This is a genomic window from Kitasatospora sp. NPDC008050 (genome assembly GCF_042957465.1).
In the GTDB taxonomy this organism is placed as follows: domain Bacteria; phylum Actinomycetota; class Actinomycetes; order Streptomycetales; family Streptomycetaceae; genus Kitasatospora.
The window spans coordinates 118478-136318 of sequence record NZ_JBIBIJ010000011.1 but is presented as its reverse complement, the minus strand read 5'-3'; the positions used below and the strand labels follow the sequence as shown (position 1 = coordinate 136318).

The 17841-nt window shown below is 72.4% G+C and carries 20 protein-coding genes; 12 read left to right on the top strand and 8 right to left on the bottom strand.

Annotated elements, in window-relative coordinates; genetic code table 11:
- Positions 1–251: 251 nt before the first annotated feature.
- From ACFZB9_RS22490 to ACFZB9_RS22475, 4 genes are all read left to right on the top strand, one after another.
- A complete protein-coding gene (locus ACFZB9_RS22490; protein WP_391449721.1) occupies positions 252–1133 on the top strand; it encodes a phenylalanine 4-monooxygenase in 882 nt (293 codons plus the stop codon).
- A 254-nt stretch (positions 1134–1387) separates the two neighbouring features.
- Complete coding sequence (locus ACFZB9_RS22485; RefSeq protein ID WP_391449719.1) at positions 1388–1972, top strand: dihydrofolate reductase family protein; 585 nt, start codon at positions 1388–1390, stop codon at positions 1970–1972.
- 10 nt (positions 1973–1982) lie between these two features.
- A complete protein-coding gene (locus tag ACFZB9_RS22480) occupies positions 1983–2327 on the top strand; it encodes a YciI family protein (protein WP_391449717.1) in 345 nt (114 codons plus the stop codon).
- Positions 2328–2338: 11 nt separating this feature from the next.
- A complete protein-coding gene (locus ACFZB9_RS22475; RefSeq protein ID WP_391449715.1) occupies positions 2339–3550 on the top strand; it encodes an RNA polymerase sigma factor in 1212 nt (403 codons plus the stop codon).
- A gap of 233 nt (positions 3551–3783) precedes the next feature.
- Here ACFZB9_RS22475 and ACFZB9_RS22470 read toward each other — a convergent pair whose 3' ends face one another.
- Positions 3784–4413, bottom strand: a complete 630-nt coding sequence (locus tag ACFZB9_RS22470) for a TetR/AcrR family transcriptional regulator (protein ID WP_391449713.1) — start codon at positions 4411–4413, stop codon at positions 3784–3786.
- 63 nt (positions 4414–4476) lie between these two features.
- On the opposite strand from ACFZB9_RS22470, the gene ACFZB9_RS22465 reads away from it, so the two are divergent.
- The gene (locus tag ACFZB9_RS22465) at positions 4477–4959 is read left to right on the top strand and encodes an SRPBCC family protein (RefSeq protein ID WP_391449712.1); all 483 of its coding nucleotides are present in this window, start codon (positions 4477–4479) and stop codon (positions 4957–4959) included.
- Positions 4960–5217: 258 nt separating this feature from the next.
- Here the strand turns inward: ACFZB9_RS22465 and ACFZB9_RS22460 are convergent, their stop codons facing one another.
- The 5 genes from ACFZB9_RS22460 to ACFZB9_RS22440 form a co-directional block, all read right to left on the bottom strand.
- Positions 5218–5643, bottom strand: coding sequence for a S26 family signal peptidase (locus ACFZB9_RS22460; protein WP_391449710.1), 426 nt, complete (start codon positions 5641–5643; stop codon positions 5218–5220).
- Positions 5640–7571 (bottom strand): ABC transporter ATP-binding protein, encoded by a 1932-nt coding sequence (locus tag ACFZB9_RS22455; protein ID WP_391449708.1) that lies wholly within the window; start codon positions 7569–7571, stop codon positions 5640–5642. Before ACFZB9_RS22455 ends, ACFZB9_RS22460 begins: the two co-directional genes overlap by 4 nt.
- An 8-nt stretch (positions 7572–7579) precedes the next feature.
- A complete protein-coding gene (locus ACFZB9_RS22450; protein WP_391449706.1) occupies positions 7580–8137 on the bottom strand; it encodes a hypothetical protein in 558 nt (185 codons plus the stop codon).
- A 12-nt stretch (positions 8138–8149) separates the two neighbouring features.
- Positions 8150–8677, bottom strand: coding sequence for a MauE/DoxX family redox-associated membrane protein (locus tag ACFZB9_RS22445; RefSeq protein ID WP_391449704.1), 528 nt, complete (start codon positions 8675–8677; stop codon positions 8150–8152).
- Between the two features lie 102 nt (positions 8678–8779).
- Positions 8780–8995, bottom strand: coding sequence for a hypothetical protein (locus ACFZB9_RS22440; protein WP_184944984.1), 216 nt, complete (start codon positions 8993–8995; stop codon positions 8780–8782).
- A gap of 201 nt (positions 8996–9196) precedes the next feature.
- Between ACFZB9_RS22440 and ACFZB9_RS22435 the strand changes: the two genes are divergently transcribed.
- The gene (locus tag ACFZB9_RS22435; protein WP_391449702.1) at positions 9197–11713 is read left to right on the top strand and encodes a BTAD domain-containing putative transcriptional regulator; all 2517 of its coding nucleotides are present in this window, start codon (positions 9197–9199) and stop codon (positions 11711–11713) included.
- Positions 11714–11938: 225 nt separating this feature from the next.
- On the opposite strand, the gene ACFZB9_RS22430 is transcribed toward ACFZB9_RS22435, so the two are convergent.
- Positions 11939–12334, bottom strand: a complete 396-nt coding sequence (locus tag ACFZB9_RS22430) for a cupin domain-containing protein (protein ID WP_391449700.1) — start codon at positions 12332–12334, stop codon at positions 11939–11941.
- A gap of 52 nt (positions 12335–12386) precedes the next feature.
- Here ACFZB9_RS22430 and ACFZB9_RS22425 point away from each other — a divergent pair, with 52 nt between their 5' ends.
- Positions 12387–13379 carry a GlxA family transcriptional regulator gene (locus tag ACFZB9_RS22425; RefSeq protein WP_391449698.1) on the top strand — a complete coding sequence of 331 codons (993 nt, stop codon included), beginning with the start codon at positions 12387–12389 and terminating at the stop codon, positions 13377–13379.
- A gap of 224 nt (positions 13380–13603) precedes the next feature.
- Here the strand turns inward: ACFZB9_RS22425 and ACFZB9_RS22420 are convergent, their stop codons facing one another.
- The gene (locus ACFZB9_RS22420; RefSeq protein WP_391449695.1) at positions 13604–14113 is read right to left on the bottom strand and encodes an Lrp/AsnC family transcriptional regulator; all 510 of its coding nucleotides are present in this window, start codon (positions 14111–14113) and stop codon (positions 13604–13606) included.
- Positions 14114–14207: 94 nt separating this feature from the next.
- Here ACFZB9_RS22420 and ACFZB9_RS22415 point away from each other — a divergent pair, with 94 nt between their 5' ends.
- The 5 genes from ACFZB9_RS22415 (at position 14208) to ACFZB9_RS22395 (ending at position 17833) form a co-directional block, all read left to right on the top strand.
- Complete coding sequence (locus ACFZB9_RS22415; protein ID WP_391449693.1) at positions 14208–15059, top strand: TIGR03619 family F420-dependent LLM class oxidoreductase; 852 nt, start codon at positions 14208–14210, stop codon at positions 15057–15059.
- A complete protein-coding gene (locus ACFZB9_RS22410) occupies positions 15056–15487 on the top strand; it encodes a nucleoside deaminase (RefSeq protein ID WP_391449691.1) in 432 nt (143 codons plus the stop codon). The genes ACFZB9_RS22415 and ACFZB9_RS22410 overlap by 4 nt, the downstream gene beginning before the upstream one ends.
- A 355-nt stretch (positions 15488–15842) precedes the next feature.
- Positions 15843–16430: a TetR/AcrR family transcriptional regulator gene (locus ACFZB9_RS22405; protein ID WP_391449689.1), complete on the top strand. Its 588-nt coding sequence runs from the start codon at positions 15843–15845 to the stop codon at positions 16428–16430.
- Positions 16431–16433: 3 nt separating this feature from the next.
- The gene (locus ACFZB9_RS22400; protein WP_391449687.1) at positions 16434–17210 is read left to right on the top strand and encodes an alpha/beta fold hydrolase; all 777 of its coding nucleotides are present in this window, start codon (positions 16434–16436) and stop codon (positions 17208–17210) included.
- Entirely contained in the window at positions 17207–17833 is a 627-nt protein-coding gene (locus ACFZB9_RS22395; RefSeq protein ID WP_391449685.1) for a carboxymuconolactone decarboxylase family protein, read from the top strand. Before ACFZB9_RS22400 ends, ACFZB9_RS22395 begins: the two co-directional genes overlap by 4 nt.
- Positions 17834–17841: the final 8 nt, after the last annotated feature.

The window sequence follows — 17841 nt, the reverse complement described above, 5'->3', positions numbered from 1 at the left end:
TGAGTTCTCGATGTGACGGGGCCGGTGGCGTCGGCCAGGTCGGCGAGCAGGCGCGAGCAGGCGTGACCGACCACCCCGCGGCCGTGGGAGGCGACGACGCGCTTGGGACGTGCCCCGGCCGTGAGCACGCAGAAAGAGCCTTCCCGCTGGTACGACGCGGACCTTGGGCGAGCCTCACCGTTCCAGCCCGGCTGGGGTGCCGTGGAGTCGTTGATGGTGATTCACGGTCCCGCCGGGGAAGGGTAGAAGCCATGAGCGATGCATCGGAGCTGGTCCCGGTCACGCCGGACGGCAGGCTCGGCCCTGTCGCTCTGCACCCCGGTCGGCGTGACCCCCGCTATCTGGCGCGGCGAGGCGCGCTCGTCGCGTTGGCGCGCGGCCACTGGGTCGGCGACCCCTCGCCGTCGGTCGCGTACCGCGCTGCGGAGCACGCGACGTGGCGCACGGTCCACGCGGCACTGGAGCCCGCCCTGCGGGCCCACGCGTGCCGGGCGGTGCTGGCCGCCCGCGAGGACGCGTGCATCCCCGCGGACCGCATCCCGCAGCACGGCGAGGTCGGGGCGCACCTGCGGGCCCGGACCGGATTCGACTTCACCCTGGCCGGTGGCTTCGTGCCGAACCGGCGGTTCCTGGGGGCGCTGCGGCACGGCTACTTCCACGCGGTGCAGTTCGTCCGGCACCCCGCAGCTCCGCTGTACACGCCCGAACCCGACGTGATCCACGACGTGTTCGGCCACGGCGTCCACCTGGCCTCGGCCCGGTTCGCCGAGCTGTACCGCCTGGTCGGCCGGGCAGCCGCACACGTGCGGACCGAGAAAGCCCTCAGCCTGCTCAGCCGGGTGTACTGGTACACCCTCGAATGCGGCGTGGTCGCCGAGGCCGGGGCGGTCAAGGCGTACGGCGCGGCGCTGCTCTCCTCGCCCGGCGAGCTGCGCCGACTGCCCCGGTGCGAGATCCGCGACTGGGACCTGCGCGCGATGGCAGGCACCGCGTACCGGGTCGAGGGGTACCAGCCCGTCCTGTTCGCCGCACGCTCGATGGATCACCTCACCGATGCCCTCGCCGCGTTCTGCGAGGACTTCGACGACGACACCGGGGCCCGGCTGAGGACCGCTGGAAGTGTCCGCCGGTAGGGGCTTCCACCGGGCTCAGCGCGCCCGACTCCGCCTTCCGCCGGCGGGCCCCGGAGCCGGCCGACCGGGCCCCACGGCGTCTTCTCGGGTGCGCCGGGGACCGCGTCGAAGGCGTGATCATGCGGGGCGGCGGGTCCGGTGGCCGCTTGGACGGGGATCTGGTGTCGTGGCTGGTGTCGATTTCGCCGGGGGCTGTTCGTGTAGAGGGTGAGTCGAGCCGCGCAAGAGCGGTCCGCGGAGTAAAGGAGCAGGTCATGCGGTCTATCACGGCCACGATGTCGGTCACCCTCGATGGAGTGGTCCAGGGCCTCGGCCGCGCGGATGAGGACACCCGCGGCGGATTCGCCCACGGAGGCTGGGGCGGGCAGTACAACGACCAGGTCATGGGCCGGGAGATGGGCAAGAGCATGGCCAAGCCCGGCGACATGCTCTTCGGCCACCGGACCTGGCAGGACTTCATCGGCGTGTGGGCGGGCGCGATGGACGGCAACCCGTTCACCACGCACATGAACGCGGCCACGAAGTACGTCGTGTCCAGGACCCTGAAGGACGCCGACGCCTGGCAGAACTCGATCCTGCTGAGCGGGGAGGCCGCCCGGACGGTGGCCGACCTCAAGGCCACCCCCGGCAACGACCTGTCGATCATCGGCAGCGCCTCGTTGGTCCACGCCCTGCACGCCGCCGGCCTGATCGACCACTACCAGCTGCTGATCCACCCGCTGACCCTGGGCGGCGGCACGCGCCTGTTCGAGGGCCCCGCGCCGCTGACCGAGTTCGAGCTCACCGACTCCGTCACCACCACCAAGGGCGTCATCATCGCCCGCTACACCCGCCGATAAGGGAGGGACCATGCCGCAGTACCTGCTCTCGATCTACCAGCCGGACGGCCCGTCGCCCGACGCCGAGACCCTGGCCCGGATCGCCGCCGACCTGCACCAACTGAACGAGGAGTTGCGCGAGAGCGGCTCGTGGGTGTTCACCGGCGGCCTGCACGCGCCCAGCACCGCCACGGTGGTACGGGCCGACGGCATGATCACCGATGGCCCGTACGTCGAGGGCAAGGAGTGCATCGGCGGCATCTGGGTGATCACCGCGCCCGATCTGGACGCGGCGCTCTCCTGGGGCCGCAAGGCGGCGGCCGCCACGACGCTGCCGATCGAGGTCCGCCCGTTCCAGGACGTCGAACCCTTTTGAGTCCCACCCCGATGACGCCCCAGGAGATCGCGGCCGTCTTCCGCGCCGAGTACGGCCGAGCAGTCTCCGTACTCGTGCGCGGGCTCGGCGACATCGACCTGGCCGAGGACGCGGTCGCCGACGCCTTCGCGACCGCACTGGTCAAGTGGCCGGTCGACGGCGCCCCGCCCAGTCCGGCCGGCTGGATCATCACCACCGCCCGCAACCGGGCCATCGACCACCTGCGCCGCGAAACCGTTCGCGCGCACAAGCACGCCGAGGCCGCACTCGTCAGCGCCCCGGCGGCCGAACCCGTCGAGGGAGGCGCCGTGCCGGACGACCGGCTGCGGCTCGTGTTCACCTGCTGCCACCCGGCCCTGGCCCGCCCCGCCCAAGTGGCTCTCACCCTGCGCCTGCTCGGCGGGCTCACCACGGCCGAGACCGCCCGTGCCTTCTTGGTGTCCGAAGCCACGATGGCGCAGCGGCTCGTGCGGGCGAAGGCGAAGATCCGCGATGCGCACATCCCCTACCGGGTGCCGTACGAGGCCGACCTGCCCGAACGCCTCGACGCGGTGCTCGCCGTGCTCTACCTGATCTTCAACGAGGGCTATGTCGCCACCTCCGGCGCGGAGCTCGCCCGCGGCGAACTGTGCATCGAAGCGATCCGGCTCGCCCGTCTGCTGGTCCAGCTGATGCCGGACGAGCCGGAGGCCGCGGGACTGCTCGGGCTGATGCTGCTGACCGAGGCGCGTCGCCCCGCGCGTACCGACGCCGACGGCGCTCTGGTGCGGCTCGCCGACCAGGACCGCTCCCGGTGGGACGCCGACCTGATCGCCCAGGGCAGGGCGGTCGTCCGCACCTGCCTGCGCCGAAACCGGCCCGGCCGCTACCAGTTGCTCGCCGCGATCAACGCCGTGCACACCGACCCGGTCACCGACTGGACGCAGATCCTCGCGCTCTACGACCACCTCGCACAACTCGACCCCAGTCCGATGGTCACACTCAACCGCGCGGTCGCCCTCGCCGAGATCGAGGGTCCCGCGGCGGCACTGCGGCTGGTGGACGGCCTGGACCACGGAACCTTCCACCTGTTCCACGCAATCCGCGGCGACCTCCTCGCCCGCCTCGGGCGGACCGGCGAGGCCCGGCAAGCCTTCGACACCGCAGCCCGGCTCACCGACAACCAGGCGGAACACGCCTACCTGATCGCCCGGCGCAACCAGTTCGGCGAAGCACCCGACTAACGCGCCCCGGATCGGCGAAGCACCCGAGTGATCGTTCCCGACGGGGTGTGACCGGCGGGCACGGTGATCTCCGTGGGCGGCTTCGGGGTTTTGGGAGCGGTCGCCGGGGCGGGGCGCGGTCTCGTAGTCGCCGAAGCCAACCGGCTCTGGACGCAGCTCCGTGACGTAGACAAGCGCCAAGCTCAGTCGTCAGGCGACTTTGGTGTCCCGTTCGGTGGCCGTGAGGCGGTTCTTCAGTTGGTAGCCGGGGCCGTCTTCGGAGAAGCCGGCCCGGTTGGAAGCGTGCCGAGCAGTGCGGTGGCGCACTCCTCGGCGAGCTCCTCGGCGTGGGCTGGAAGGGGTGCGCCGGCCCGCAGATGGCGGCGGACCAGCGAGAGGGGTAGGTCGACCAGGGCGACAGTGACGCATTCGCTGGCCTGGGGGCCCTCGGCGCCCAGCGCCTCGGCGAGGGCTGCGAGGGCGGTGCGCACGCGCTGCTGGCCGTGCTCGGCGCGGTGCAGGTGTTCCTCGGACCAGTCGGCGCGCCCGAACTCCTCGGCGCCGTAGAGGAGGAGAGCGGCGTCCTGCGGGTGGGCGCGGCTCCAGGCGACGACGTGGCGTGCCGCCGCGCGCCCGGCCCGCCGCGCGTCGATGTCCGCTTCGAGGGCTTCGAAGTAGCCTTCCTGGAAGCTCTCGACCGTCCGCAGCCACACCTCGGCGAGCAGTGCGGACCGTCCGGCGAAGCGGTGGTACACCGAACCGCTCGGGGCTCCCACCTCCTTGGCGACCGCGGACATGGTCACCCCGGCCGGGCCCGATACGGCGGCCCGCCGCACGGCGGCGTCCAGGAGCTGGTTCGTGTCGAAGCGGGGTGGTCTGGCCATGAGTTGGAGAGTACTCTCCAGAGTATTAGAGATACACCTCTAAAACGAGTACTGGGAGGACGCATGGGCGTCTACAACGTGCACGAGCGCTTGCTGGCCGCGAAGGAGAGCGAGGTGGGAGCGCTGATAGACACCCTGTCGAGCAGCGACGACAAACTCTGGGCGCAACTGGGCTGGCCTCAGATGGAGTTCGACCGCCCCCTGGCGACCGGAGCGGTCGGCGGGCACGGCCCGGTCCGCTACACCGTTGCCGCGTACGTCCCCTCGAAGTGGGTGCGCTTCGCTTTCACCGGGCCACGCGGCTTCCACGGGTTCCACGAATACGCCGCCCTGGCCGTCGACGAGGAGCACACGCTCCTGCGCCACACCCTCGCCATGGACGCCCGTGGGCCGGCCCGTCTCGGCTGGCCGCTCGTCTGGCGGCCGCTCCACGACGCGTGCCTGGAGGACAGCCTGGACCGCGCCGAACTCGCCTGCGCGGGTGCGGTGGCCCGCCCGGCGCGCTGGAGCCTGTACGTACGGCTGCTGCGCGGCCTCAAGCACTGACCACCGAGCACACGCGCTCACGCCCGGGCAACATCACCGAGAGGTTCGGCACACGGGCGTGAGAACGCTTCACGGGACCGCTGGAGCGTGTTCACCCGACTGCAGCCCCGCGACAACCAAAGGCCTCGACCCGGCACGCCACCAACACCAGAGCGTGCAGCGCGCGCCCGGCCCGCCAGCTGATCTGCTGCTCGCGCCAGTGGACGAATCCCGGCGAAGGAACACCCCGGAGAGCGGGTGCGGGCCGGGAGGCGGGGCTCAGCCTCCCGCCGGTGCGCAGCGCAGCGAACGGACCGCCACCCCCACCACCCGGTCCTGCGCCACGTAGCCGAAGTGGCGGGAGTCGAGACTGAGAGCCGGGTTGTCGCCCAGGACCAGGAAGCGGCCCGGTGGCACGGTCGAACCCGGCGGGCAGCCGAGCCGGACGGCCAGGGGCGGCGGGACCAGGTCACCCGGAGCGGCCGCTATCCGCTTGATGAGCAGGCCGCGCGGCCCCGCGCCCGGGACGCGCCTGTCACCGTCCGGTCCGAGCACCACGATGTGGCCGCGGGCCAGGCGGCGCGGGTGCCGGCGCATCACCAGGACGCGGTCCCCGTCGCGCAGGGAGGGCTCCATGCTGGGGCCGGTCACGGTGACGGCGAGCAGGCGGGCGCGCAGCAGGCGGCGGACGAGCCGTGCGATCACGACGCCGTCCCGTGCTCGCCGAGGACGATCCGTACGGCCGGCGCGTCGGGTGACCGCGGTCCGTCGCCGTCGGCGGGTGCGTATCCGCTGGCCTGGAGGCGGAAGAGCCGGGCATAGGAGCCGTCGCGACGGATCAGCTCCTGGTGCGGTCCCGCCTCGGTGATCCGACCGTCCTCCAGGACGGCGACGGTGTCCGCGTCGCGCAGGGTGCTGAGGCGGTGTGAGATGAGCAGCCCGGCGCGGCCTGCGCGGTGCCGGCGCAGGCGCTGGTGGACGGCGTACTCGGCTTCCGGGTCCAGGCCGGAGCTGGGTTCGTCGAGGATGAGCAGGTCCGCGTCGGCGCGCACGAGCGAGCGGGCCAGGGCCAGCCGTTGCCACTGACCGCCGGAGAGCACCAGGCCGGTGTCGGCGTCCTGCTTGTCCTGCTCGCTGAAGAAGATGCGGCTGAGCAGGGTGTCGTAGCCGTTCGGCAGGCGCGCGAGCTGGCGGTGCACACCGGCGAGTTCGGCGGCCCGTTCGACCCGGGGATCGTCCGCCAGCGCCGTGAGGTCGCCGAGAGCGATGTTCTCGCGTGCCGTGAGGTCGTACTCCATGTAGTCCTGGAAGGTCGCTCCGATCCGTCGGCGTAGCTCGCGCGGGCACAGTTCGCGCAGGTCCGTGCCGTCCCAGAGGATCTGGCCGCGGGTGGGGTCGTAGAACCGGCAGAGCAGCTTCACCAGGGTGGACTTGCCGGCGCCGTTGAGGCCGGCCAGACCCACCGACTGCCCCGCGGGGATCACCAGGTCGACGCCCTTGAGCACCCAGGGCTGCTGGTCGCCGTAGCGGAACCACACGTCGCGGAACTCCACCGCCTGGCGCAGCGGCGGCACGCAGGCGGGCCGCGCGGGCAGCGGAAGGTCGGGCGGTGCGCCGGTGACGGCGATGAAGTGACGGAACATCAGCACGGCCTGGTGGGTGCGGGCCAGTTCGAGCGCGAGGTTGGCGAGTGCCGCCTGTACGGCGGGCAGGGCGGCGACCAGCAGCGTGACGTCCCCGATGGTGATGCGGCCGGAGCGGGCCGCCGTCACGGCCCACAGCAGGCCGGCGCCGGCCACCACGGCCGACAGCAGGGCGAGTGCGGCCTGAACGGTGAGCTCCTGACGGTCCATCCGCGCCTTGGCGGTGTCGGAGGTACGGCGCTCCACCAGCATCCGCTCGCGCAGGAACCGCCCCACGCCGAAGAGCCGGATCTCCTTCGCGGCCCGTAGGTTCGTCAGCAGGGCGCTGTAGAACAGCTCCCTGCGTTCCACCGGGCCGACGGCCCAGGCCACCGCCGCCCGGCGGCGGCTGAGCGCGATCTCGGCGCACAGGACCGGTATGCCGGAGGCCAGGACCGCCGCCGCCATCCAGGGCCCGAGCAGGGTGAGTGTCCCGAGGAACCCGGTGAGGGTCACCAGCGCTCCGACGAGCCCGATCCCGCTGCCGGCCGCGTCCACGGGGGCGGAGCCGCCGAACTGCTGGGCCAGCCGCAGCCGGTCCAGGAAGCGCGGGTCCTCGAAGCGGCGCAGTCCCACGAACCGGTCGACCGCTGTGTGCAGTTCCAGCTGGGCCCGCAGCCCCACCGCCCGGCGCAGCCGCGCCTGGACGTACTGCAGCAGTTGGGGGACGACCGCTGCGGCGACGCCGCAGGCGACCAGCGGCAGGGCCAGGGCGGTGAGCCCCGCGGAGCCGAGGCCGGCCCCGCTTGCGACTCCGGCTCCGGCTCCGGCAACGAGGCGGTCGAGTAGGGTCCGCAGAATCCAGGCCGCGGCCACCGGTACCGCCGAGGCGGCGACGGTGAGCAGCAGCCAGGTGGCCAGGCCGACGGGCGCGGCCCGGTGCACCAGGCGGATCGCGGCGGCCAGGACGCGCGGCGCTCCGCGGGGGTCTCGCGCATCGCCGTGCGGCACCGGCGCGCTCACCGCGCGGCGAGGACGGCCGCCTGCGGCCAGACGTCGGCCTCGGTCACCACGAGCCGCCCGTCCGCCGCGCGTCCCACCCGCGCACAGGTGGGGAAGGCGCGGACGGCGAACGCCGTGGACACGGGCCCGTCCTGGTCCTCCCGGACGGCGGGCACCGCGGCGGCCAGCGAGGCGAGCATCGGTGCGCAGGCCTCGGCCTCCCCGACGACGACGGCAAGGACGCGGTCACGCTCCTGCGGCCGGTCCGCGAACCGTGCGACGAACCCGGGCAGCTTGTCCCGGCAGGGCTTGCAGGTGGGCGAGAAGAACGCGACCAGGGTCCCGTCCGCCAGGTCCTCGTGGCCGAGCGCCGCGCCGGCCGTCCCGGTGTGGAAGGTTCCGACCGGGGTCCCGACCGGGGCAACGGCCTGCCCGGGTGCCCCGGCCACGGGTCTGGCGACGTTCGCCAGCTGTTCGGAGTGCTCGCGCAGCCGCCTGACGATACCGAGGGCGAAGACGAGGTTGAGCAGGGACAGGGCGCCGACTGCGGCAACGGCGACGGTGAGCGGGCTCACGGTGGAATCCTTTCAGGGCAGCGGCCGGAAGAGTGCGACGAGGTCGTCGAGCACCGTGGCGAGCAGGCCGAGGACACCGCCCGCCAGGAACGCCGTCGCCACCGTCGCCGAGGTGGCGTGTCCCGGTCCGGACAGGGCCGTGGCGGCGAGGCCGGCCCCGGCCAGGGTGAGCAGTGCGGCGTTGCGTACCGCGTGGACGGTGCCCAGCGGAGTCGACGACTGCCCGAAGCAGCGGCACGGGGTGCTGCTCCCGGCACGTGCCGCGGTGACGGCGAGCACGGTGAAGGCGGCCAGCAGGATGGTGCAGAGGGCGAGCCCGGCCACGACGGAGCCCGGCACCGCAAGCGTCACCACGACTGCGGCCTCCGCGGCCGCGACCAGGGCGGCGAGCGGGCGGGCCCGGCCGGCGAAGGCCGGCACCAGGGCGCGCACGGACCCGGCGAACTCCTCGAAGGCGCGCAGGCCGCGCACCTTCCCGTGGACGGACAGGGCGAACACCACCAGCAGGCAGCCCCGGCTGGCCCAGGTGACAACGTCCATGGCGTGGAATCCTCTTGGTGCTCGGAGATCCGGCGGGAGGCGGCGCACCACCTCCCGCCGGGCTTCTCGCCGGCTCGGCGGCTCTGTCAGCGGGCGCTGCCGTCAGCAGTTGGCACAGCGGGAACCAACGAAACTCGTGGAGCCGTCGGCGCAGTGCAGGTAGGTGAACAGCATCTTGCGGTTGGTGCTGCTGCACGCCTCCGGAGGACCGAAGCTGCACCGCTCCTCGGTCCAGCAGTTGGTGGCGGCGGCGGCCTCCGCCTTCGGGACCAGGCGGTCGACCAGGGAGTCGGACAGGTTCTGGAGCCACTTGCGCATGGGTCGTCCATTCATCTCGTTGCGGTACGGGCCGCGCCCGGGGCGTGCCCCATGGGGAACGGCACCGCCAGCATGTGGGAACGACCTTGCAGGATTCGTGATCAAACCTAGAATCGGCCGACAGGGCGGCCTGAATGGGGACGCGGCATGCACGGGGACTCAGCGCGAGACGGGCGGGACACATTGACGATCGGGTTCGCGATGCTCGGAGAGATCCAGGCACACCGGGACGGCATCACCGTGGGCCTGGGGCCGACCCGGCAGCGCACCGTGCTCGCGGCCCTGCTGATGGACGTCAACCGTGTGGTCCCGATGGAGGGGCTGGCCGACCGGGTGTGGGGTGCCCAGGTGCCGGAGCGCGTCGGGCCGGCGCTGTACAGCTACCTGTCCCGGCTGCGGCAGGTGCTGGACACCGCGCCGGCTGACGCTTCGAGAGGCGCGGCCGCCACGGAGCAGCCGTCCATCGCCCGGCGCCCTGGCGGGTACGCGCTGCTCGCCGACCCGGGCGCCGTGGACGTGCACGTCTTCCACGACCTGGTCACCCGGGCACGGGCGGCGGACGACGACCACGCCATCGCCCTGTTCGACCGGGCACTGGGGCTGTGGCGGGGCGAACCGTTCGCCGGAGTGGACAAGCCGTGGTTCAACTCGGCGAGGGGACTGCTGTCCGAGATGCGCCACGCGTGCCGACTCGACCGCAACGACCTCGAGTTGCGCCGCGGTCGCCATGCCGTGCTGCTGGCCGAACTGGCCAACTGCCACGAAGCGCACCCCCTGGACGAGCGCCTGGCCGCTCAGTTCGTGCTGGCGCTCTACCGCAGCGGCCGCACGGCCGACGCCCTGCGCTGTTTCGAGCGGGTCCGGTGCGCACTCGCGGAGGAACTGGGAAGTGATCCGGGCCCCGAGCTACGGCAGTTGCACCAGCGCGTACTGGCCGGCGATCCGCTGCTCGACGTGTCGGGCGTGCCGGGCGCGGCGGACGGCGCGACTGCGGTCTGCCTGATGGCCGCCGCGGGTGGTGCGGCGGCAGGTGGTGCGGCGGGTGCGGTGCCCGCTGCCGGTGGTGCTCCGAGTGCGGTGCCCGCCGCCGGTGGTACGACGGGTGCGGTGCCCGCCGCCCGCGTCGCCATGCTGCGGGAGAGCACCGTTCCTCGCCAACTACCCGCCACACCAAGATGGTTCACCGGGCGGTGGCGTGAACTCACGATACTCGACCAGGCCCTGGAGCAAGCCGGCCGAGGCGGCGGGGCGGTGACGGTGTGTGTGGTCAGCGGCGGTGGCGGCATCGGGAAGACCTCGCTCGCCCTGCACTGGGCGCACCGGAACACCGACCGCTTCCCCCAGGGGCAGCTCTATGTGGACCTTCGCGGCTTCGACCTCCGGGGAGAGCCGCTGGCGCCCGCCGCCGCGATCCGGGGCTTCCTCGACGCTCTCGGAGTGGACCCGGGCTCGGCACCGGTGGACCCGCAGGCGCTGACCGGGCTGTACCGCAGCCTGGTCGCGGACCGGCGCATGCTGATCGTGCTGGACAACGCCGCGAACGCCGAGCAGGTGGCCGCGCTGCTGCCGGGCGGCGCCGGATCCGCGGTCCTGGTCACCAGCCGCCGCCGGCTGACCGGGCTCGCCGTCACCCACGGGGCACACCTGCTGCCACTGGACGTGTTCTCCGCCTCCGAGTCCCGGGATCTGCTCGGCCGTCACCTGGGCGAGGACCGGGTCTGCGCCGATCCCGAGGCCGTGGCCGCCATGCTGGAACACTGCGCGGGCCTGCCGCTGGCGATCAGCATCGCAGCAGCCCGCGCGACAGCCAGGACGGGCTTCCCGCTGGCGGCCTTCGCCGCGGAACTCCAGGACGAGTCGGCGCGGCTGGACGCGTTGGACGCGGGCAGCCCGTCGGCCGACGTACGGGCGGCCTGCCTGCTGTCGTACCGGACCCTCAGCGCGGTGGCCGCCGAGGCGTTGCGGTTCCTCGCAGTGGCCCCGGGCCCGGAGATCGGGCTCGCCGCGGCCGCGAGCCTGCTCGGCCGTTCACCGGCCGCGACCCGGGCGGCGCTGCGGGAGCTGGAGGCGGTCCACCTGCTGGAGCAGCACGCGCCCGGCCGGTACCGCATGAACGACCTGATCCGCCTGTACGCGGCCGAGTACCGCACGACGGAGTCGTGCGAGCGCGCGCTGCGGCGGGTCCTGGACTTCTACCTGCAGACCGCGGCCACCGGTGACCGCGCGCTCGGCCCGCACCGGCGCCAGCAGCTGGAACTCGAACCGCCGCTGGCCGGTGTGACCCCGCAGCCGCTGGCCGACCGCAGGGCCGCCAGGTCGTGGTTCCGCGCCGAGCGCACCTGCCTGCTCGCCGCCCAGCACCTGGCCGACCGGCAGGGGTGGGACACCCTGGTGTGGCAGCTGGCCCGGGCACTGGACGGCTTTCTCGAATGGCAGGAGCAGCCGCACGACCAGGTGGCCGTGTGGCATCGGGGTCTCGCCGCGGCCGAACGCCTCGGCGCCGTCGCCGACCGCGCCTTGGCACACCGCCGCCTGGCCGATGCCTGCACCCGCACCGGCGACCGAACCGGTGCCCGCCGCCACGCCCGGCTGGCTCGCATCGCGGCGGCGGAGAGTGGTGGCCTCGCCCGGGATGAGCGGATCCACGACGTCCTCGCCTGGCCGCCGACCGGACGGGGGCGCTCCGCCCCGCCCCGGCACCTGCCGTGTCTGGCCTGAGCTTGGCGTTCGTCGAGTGACCAGCGACGATGAACGCCAAGCGCAGAGCCTCGCCCAGGCCGTGGCTCGACTCTGTCGGGGCTCTTGGTTGCGCCGTGAGGCGCTGTGGTTCGAGTGGAGGTGAAAGACCGTCACCTCTGGCCTGTCGCAGCAGGTCAGCGTAGCTGAGAGCAGCCTGATCCGGGTGGTGCCGGGGAGGCCGGGAGCGGCCCTGACAAAGCCGGCTCAGGCGTTGAGGACGTGGCCAGTCGTCGAGTCCACGTGGGCGGGGATCTCCTCGTGGCGGTCGCCCACGGTCGGCGTCCCGGTCGGCTCGAACATGAGGATCGCGGCACCGGACGGCGCGGACGGCTTGTGCTCCGTACCTGCGGGAACGGTGAAGACCGCGCCCTGCGGCAGCAGGACCGTGCGCTCACCCTCGGGCTCGCGCAAGGAGATGTGCAGCTCCCCGTCGAGCACCAGGAAGAACTCGTCGGTGTCGTCGTGGGCGTGCCAGATGTGTTCGCCCTCGACTTTGGCGACCCGGACGTCGTAGTCGTTGACGCGCGTGACGATGCGCGGACTCCACAGCGCGTCGAAGGAGGCCAGGGCCTGGGGAAGGGAGATCGGCTGGTTGCTCATGGCCTCATCCTCGGCCGTCTCGGATGCGCAGGGTGAGTGCTAGGAATTGCACATGTCGAAAGAATCCTCGCAGCAAGCTCAAGCGCCCGGCGCACACCGAGTGGTCGTGATCGTGGACGAGAACTCGAACCCGTTCGAGCTCGGCTGCGCGACCGAGATCTTCGGCCTGCGCAGGCCGGAGATCGGCCGCGATCTCTACGATTTCCGGCTCTGCTCCCCAGAGCCTTCCACCACGATGCGAGACGGATTCTTCACCCTCACCGGGGTCGCCGGCCTGGAGGCGGCCGATGCGGCAGACACCTTGATCGTCCCCAATCGCCCCGACGTCGAGGTTCCCCGCCGGTCCGCGGTGCTGGACACCATCCGACGGGCGCACGCACGCGGCGCTCGCCTGATCGGGTTCTGCAGCGGCGCCTTCACCCTGGCCGAGGCCGGCGTCCTCGACGGGCGCCGGGCCACGGCCCATTGGCAGTGGGCTGATTCCTTCCGCTCCCGCTTCCCCACCGTCCACCTCGAATCAGACGTGCTGTTCGTTGACGACGGTGACATCCTCACCGCCGCGGGAAGCGCGGCCGCACTCGACCTCGGGCTGCACGTGGTCCGCCGCGACCACGGTGCCGAGGTCGCCAACTCCGTGAGCAGACGCCTGGTCTTCGCGGCACACCGCGACGGCGGGCAGCGGCAGTTCGTCGAGCGGCCCATGCCCGACCTCCCCGACGAATCCCTGGCACCGATCCTGGCCTGGGCGCAGGAACGGCTCGACTCGCCGCTCACGATTGCGGACCTTGCGGCGCGGGCGTCGGTCAGTCCGGCGACGCTGCACCGCCGCTTCCGGACGCAACTGGGAACGACCCCGCTGATGTGGCTCACGGGGGAACGGCTCGCCCTGGCCTGCCGGCTGATCGAGCGAGGCGAGTCACGCTTCGAGGTAGTCGCACGACTGAGCGGGCTGGGCACCGCTACCAATCTGCGCGCGCTGATGCGTCGCGAGACGGGCATCACTCCGTCGGCGTACAGGCGACGGTTCGGGCCCGAGGCAAACTGACGACATCCATGCCAACCAGCCGAGAGATCACGCGATCGAGTCCGTCGAGTCGAACCACCGGTCAGCTGACCGAGGACGAAGACGCCCTTCGCGAACAGTCCGGGCTCCGCAGCCTCGCGGTCGCGGTCGCGGTCGCGGTCCAGGCCTCCCCCGGAACGGCCCGGCCCATCCCCCGCCCGCGCCTCCTCGGTCGGATCGAGGTTGACTACGCGAGCCCACCGGTTTCAACGGGGTACGCGCGGGCCACGGAACGGCTGCATCTGGCTGAGCACCAGGTTGGTGGTCGTGCTGCCGAACTGGGCCAGCGAGTCGACCAGTTCTTCCAGCTGGGCCATCGAGGTTGCTGCCACCTTCAGGACGTAGCAGTCGTCCCCGGTGGTGCGCAGGCACTCCAGGATCTCCGGCCGCTGCGCGATCAGCCGGCGCAGCGGCTCGTGCCGGGTCCCCGGGTACTTCAGCCGGACCACCGCCAGCGCCAGGTACCCGGTCCGTTCCAGGTTCACCTCCGCCCGGTAGCCCGTGATCACCCCCGCCCCCTCCAGCCGTCGCACCCGCTCCGTCGTCGCCGAGGCGCTCAGGTTCACCCGGCGTGCCAGCTCGGTGAACGCGATCCGGCCGTCCCGCTGGAGCTCATCGAGGATCGCCCAATCCGTGTGGTCGAGCGCCGGATTCAGCGTTGGCTTCAGCGTTGGATTCAGCGTCGGTTCAAGCGTGCGGTCAGGATTCGCGGTCATCGGCCCAGATTACCGGCGGATCCACGGCCAAAGCCCCTCTGAACAGGGCGGAATCCCTTCTGGCGGCCCGGTCCGGCTGGCTAGGCTCGGCGTCGTGAAGCTTGGAGTCAACGTCCTCAATTTCGGCCCCGGTACCGACGCCGGGGTCCTGCGCAGCTGGGCCCAGACCGTCGAGGGCCTCGGGTTCGACCTGCTGATGGTCTCGGACCACGTCGCCATCACGCCCGACCTCGCCACGCGCTATCCGGCCCCCTTCTACGAGCCGTTCACCACGCTGTCCTGGCTCGCCGGCATCACCACCCGGGTCCGGCTCGGCACCACCGTCCTCATCGCCCCCTACCGGCACCCACTGCTGACCGCCCGGATGGCGGCCAACCTGGATGCGCTCAGCGGCGGCCGACTCGTCCTGGGCGTCGGGGTCGGCTGGGCCCGGCAGGAGTTCGCCGCCCTCGGGGTCCCGTTCGAACGGCGCGGACAGCTGACGACCGATCACCTGCGCGACATCCGGGCGGCCTGGTCGGACACCGCCGACTACGGCACCCGCGCGATCCCGATCTGGGTCGGCGGCCACAGCGACGCCGGGCTGCGCCGGGCCGTGCGGCTCGGGGACGCCTGGCATCCGCTGCGCCTGACCATGCCGCAGCTGCGCGAAGGGATGCAGAGACTGCGGGCCTACGCGCAGGAGTTCCAACTCCCCGTGCCCGCCCTGGCCCCCCGGATCGCGCTCAAGCCCAGCGCGAGCCCGGTCGACGGGCCGGACCGGCTCGCCGGCGAAGGCACGACCGACCAGATCACCGATGACCTCGATCAACTGCGGCAGCTGGGCGCCGAGACCGTCGTCCTCGACCCCTACAACGGCGACCCGCGCCAGACCTGCCACCCGCAGGCGATCTGGAAGGCACTCGCCGAGGTGGCCACGCTTATTCACCCCCTGGAGCAACGATGACGATCACCCCCGACGACCACACCCTCCTGCGCCACGCCATCGCCCTCGCCGCCAAGGCCCGTGCGGCCGGCAACCCGCCGTTCGGCTCGCTGCTGGCCGGCCCCGACGGCACGGTCCTGGCGGAGGAGTACAACACGACCCTCACCGACGACGACATCACCGCGCACCCGGAACTCAAACTGGCCAGGTGGGCCGCGAGCCGGCTGGACCCGGCCACCGCCGCGCAGACCACGATGTACACCAGCTGCCAGCCGTGCGGCATGTGCGAGCCGGTCATCCAGCGGGCCGGGCTGCGGCGCGTGGTGTTCGCCCTCTCCAACGAGCAGCTCCTCGACATCCGCCCCGGCAGCGGCCAGCCGCCCGTGCCGCAGGACGGGCCGGCGCTGCTGGCCGAGGTGCGCGCGGTGGTGGCGGGGTACTACGGCTGAGGGGGACTACGGCCGAGGGGGACTACGGCCGTCGGGGGCGCTGGACCTTTCCGGGGCGGTTCGGCGCCATGCCGCCCGCGGCCCGGAGCCCGGAGCCCAGAGCCCGGGTGTAGCGGATCGGCGGAATCTGCATTAGATTACGTGCCGGAACGTAAAGGAGATGGCGATGCGCCACACCGCGCTCGAATCACTCCACGTCTCGGCGCAGGGAGTGGGCTGTATGAGCATGAGCGAGTACTACGGCCGGTCCGACTGGGATCGGGCCCTCTCGGCCGTCCGACCCCGGACTCAGCCGACCCCGGACTCAGCCGTGACCGGCGCGCAGACCCGCGGCCGGGGACGGCCTCGCGAGCCCGTGCACGAGGAGCTCGTGCTCACCGCCGCCACGCAACTGCTCCTGGAAGGCGGCGTCGCCGCATGCACGGTCGAGGCGGTGAGCCGCCGCAGCGGTGTGAGCAAGCCCACGATCTACCGGCGCTGGCCGCACCGCACCGCACTGGCGATCGAGGCCTTCGCCGCGCACATCGGCCGCCTGGTGCCGCTGGTCGAGACCGGGGACAGCGCGCACGACCTGGTCCAGGCCGTCGCCAGCTTGGCCGAGTACTACCAAGGTCGCGACGGCATCGTCTTCGCTCAGCTGGTCGCCGCCGCGGTGCTGGAACCCGGTACCGCCGACCTGCTCAACTCCCGGTTCTTCGCGCCGCGCCGCGCGGCGCTGCGCGAGTTGTGGGAACGCGGGGTCGCGCGCGGCGAGCTCGACCCGCACGTCGAGCCCGATGCGGCGATCGATCTGCTGTTCGGCCCGGCGGCGTTCCGCTTGCTGCTGGGCCACCAGCCCGTCGACGTGGACTCCTGCGTGCACCTGGCCCGCACCGCCGTGCAGGGCTTGATCCTCACCCGGCCGACCACCCCGTCCCTCGCACCGCAAGCAACCGGAGGTTAGATCGTGCTTCCCATCACCCACACTCCTCAGCAGCCCCGTGCGAAGCGCCCCGGGCGCACCCTCGTGGCCTCGCACTCGTTCAGTTTCGCCCGCCGCGAATGGATCGAGGCCAGCGCTCCGCTGTCGGAGCAGTTCCGGGTCGTCGCCGTGGACGCGCCCGGCCACGGCGAGGCACGCGAGATCCCCGGCTACACGATGGCCGAGATGGCCGCCGCGTTCGCCGCCACGATCAACGAGCTCGGCCTGACCGACTACGTGCTGGTCGGCCACTCGATGACCGGCAAGGTCATGCAGATCCTCGCCAGCCGGGCCGGCACCGGGTTGGGGCTCAAGCATCCGCCGACGAAGCTCGTGCTGATCACCCCCACCCCGCTCGGGCAGGAGGTCGGCGGCGAGGACCTGCCGCGCGAACTGTTCGAGAGCCGCAGGGACCACGCTGACGCGGAGAAGTTCGTGCTGGACCGCACCGCGGTGCCGCTGACGCCGGAGGTGTTCGACCGCACCTGCGAGGACTACGCGCGGATGAACCGCAAGGCCTGGGACGCATGGCTGAACAAGGGGATCTACGAGGACTGGACCGAGCGCGCCGCGCCGATCGACGTCGAGACCCTGCTGATCGTGGCGGACCACGACCCGGTCTGGGGCCTGGAGATGCAGAAGAAACTGACGGTGCCCCACCTGTCCAACGTCACGATCGCATCGGTCGACTCCGGCCACCAGGTGCCGCTGGAGGCGCCACAGGCCCTGTCCGACCTCATCACCGCCTTCGCCGCGTCATGACCGGCGCCGCTCAGCCATCGACCGCAGACCGGGATTGGGGCGGGCGACTGCCCCTGGCCTCCCGCGGTCCGCTCACCGAGGACCAGCTCGCCGCGCAGCGACGCATCCGGGCCGAGGTGGTGCCGTGGGCCCGGGAGGCGGGGGCCGCCGCCGCCACGGCCGAAGGAGATCTGATCGGCCCGTTCAACGCGTTCGTGCACCGTCCCGCCGTCGGCACGGCCTTCCTGGCCTGGGTCCTCGCCGACCAGGCCCAGTCGTCCCTGGCCGCGCCCCTGCGTGAGATCGTCATCCTCACCGTCGGGGCGGTGTGGAACTGCGAGTACGAGCTCTACGTCCACACCGCGATGGCCCGGCACACCGGCGTCGCGGAGCCGGTGATCGAGGCCGTCCTCGCCGGGCGCTCGAGTGCCGACTTCTCGTCCACCGAGGCAGCCGTCCACCGCTTCACCGACGAACTGGCACGCACGCGGTCCGTCTGCGACGACACGTACCGCCTCGCGGTCGAGGCGGTGGGGCAGACCGGCGTCCTGGACATGGTCAACCTGATCGGCGCGTACCTCGCGACTTCGGCCCTGCTCAACGCCTTCCGGGTGCCCGCACCACCTCCGGCCGAGCCCGGTTAGTGGCTCAT

What these genes read in the sequence shown, in the direction of transcription:
- ACFZB9_RS22490 (WP_391449721.1), top strand. Translation starts at nt 252, where the DNA reads ATGAGCGATGCATCGGAGCTGGTCCCGGTCACGCCGGACGGCAGGCTC.
- ACFZB9_RS22485 (WP_391449719.1), top strand. Translation starts at nt 1,388, where the DNA reads ATGCGGTCTATCACGGCCACGATGTCGGTCACCCTCGATGGAGTGGTC.
- ACFZB9_RS22480 (WP_391449717.1), top strand. Translation starts at nt 1,983, where the DNA reads ATGCCGCAGTACCTGCTCTCGATCTACCAGCCGGACGGCCCGTCGCCC.
- ACFZB9_RS22475 (WP_391449715.1), top strand. Translation starts at nt 2,339, where the DNA reads ATGACGCCCCAGGAGATCGCGGCCGTCTTCCGCGCCGAGTACGGCCGA.
- ACFZB9_RS22470 (WP_391449713.1), bottom strand. Translation starts at nt 4,413, where the DNA reads ATGGCCAGACCACCCCGCTTCGACACGAACCAGCTCCTGGACGCCGCC.
- ACFZB9_RS22465 (WP_391449712.1), top strand. Translation starts at nt 4,477, where the DNA reads ATGGGCGTCTACAACGTGCACGAGCGCTTGCTGGCCGCGAAGGAGAGC.
- ACFZB9_RS22445 (WP_391449704.1), bottom strand. Translation starts at nt 8,677, where the DNA reads ATGGACGTTGTCACCTGGGCCAGCCGGGGCTGCCTGCTGGTGGTGTTC.
- ACFZB9_RS22440 (WP_184944984.1), bottom strand. Translation starts at nt 8,995, where the DNA reads ATGCGCAAGTGGCTCCAGAACCTGTCCGACTCCCTGGTCGACCGCCTG.
- ACFZB9_RS22435 (WP_391449702.1), top strand. Translation starts at nt 9,197, where the DNA reads ATGCTCGGAGAGATCCAGGCACACCGGGACGGCATCACCGTGGGCCTG.
- ACFZB9_RS22430 (WP_391449700.1), bottom strand. Translation starts at nt 12,334, where the DNA reads ATGAGCAACCAGCCGATCTCCCTTCCCCAGGCCCTGGCCTCCTTCGAC.
- ACFZB9_RS22425 (WP_391449698.1), top strand. Translation starts at nt 12,387, where the DNA reads ATGTCGAAAGAATCCTCGCAGCAAGCTCAAGCGCCCGGCGCACACCGA.
- ACFZB9_RS22420 (WP_391449695.1), bottom strand. Translation starts at nt 14,113, where the DNA reads ATGACCGCGAATCCTGACCGCACGCTTGAACCGACGCTGAATCCAACG.
- ACFZB9_RS22410 (WP_391449691.1), top strand. Translation starts at nt 15,056, where the DNA reads ATGACGATCACCCCCGACGACCACACCCTCCTGCGCCACGCCATCGCC.
- ACFZB9_RS22395 (WP_391449685.1), top strand. Translation starts at nt 17,207, where the DNA reads ATGACCGGCGCCGCTCAGCCATCGACCGCAGACCGGGATTGGGGCGGG.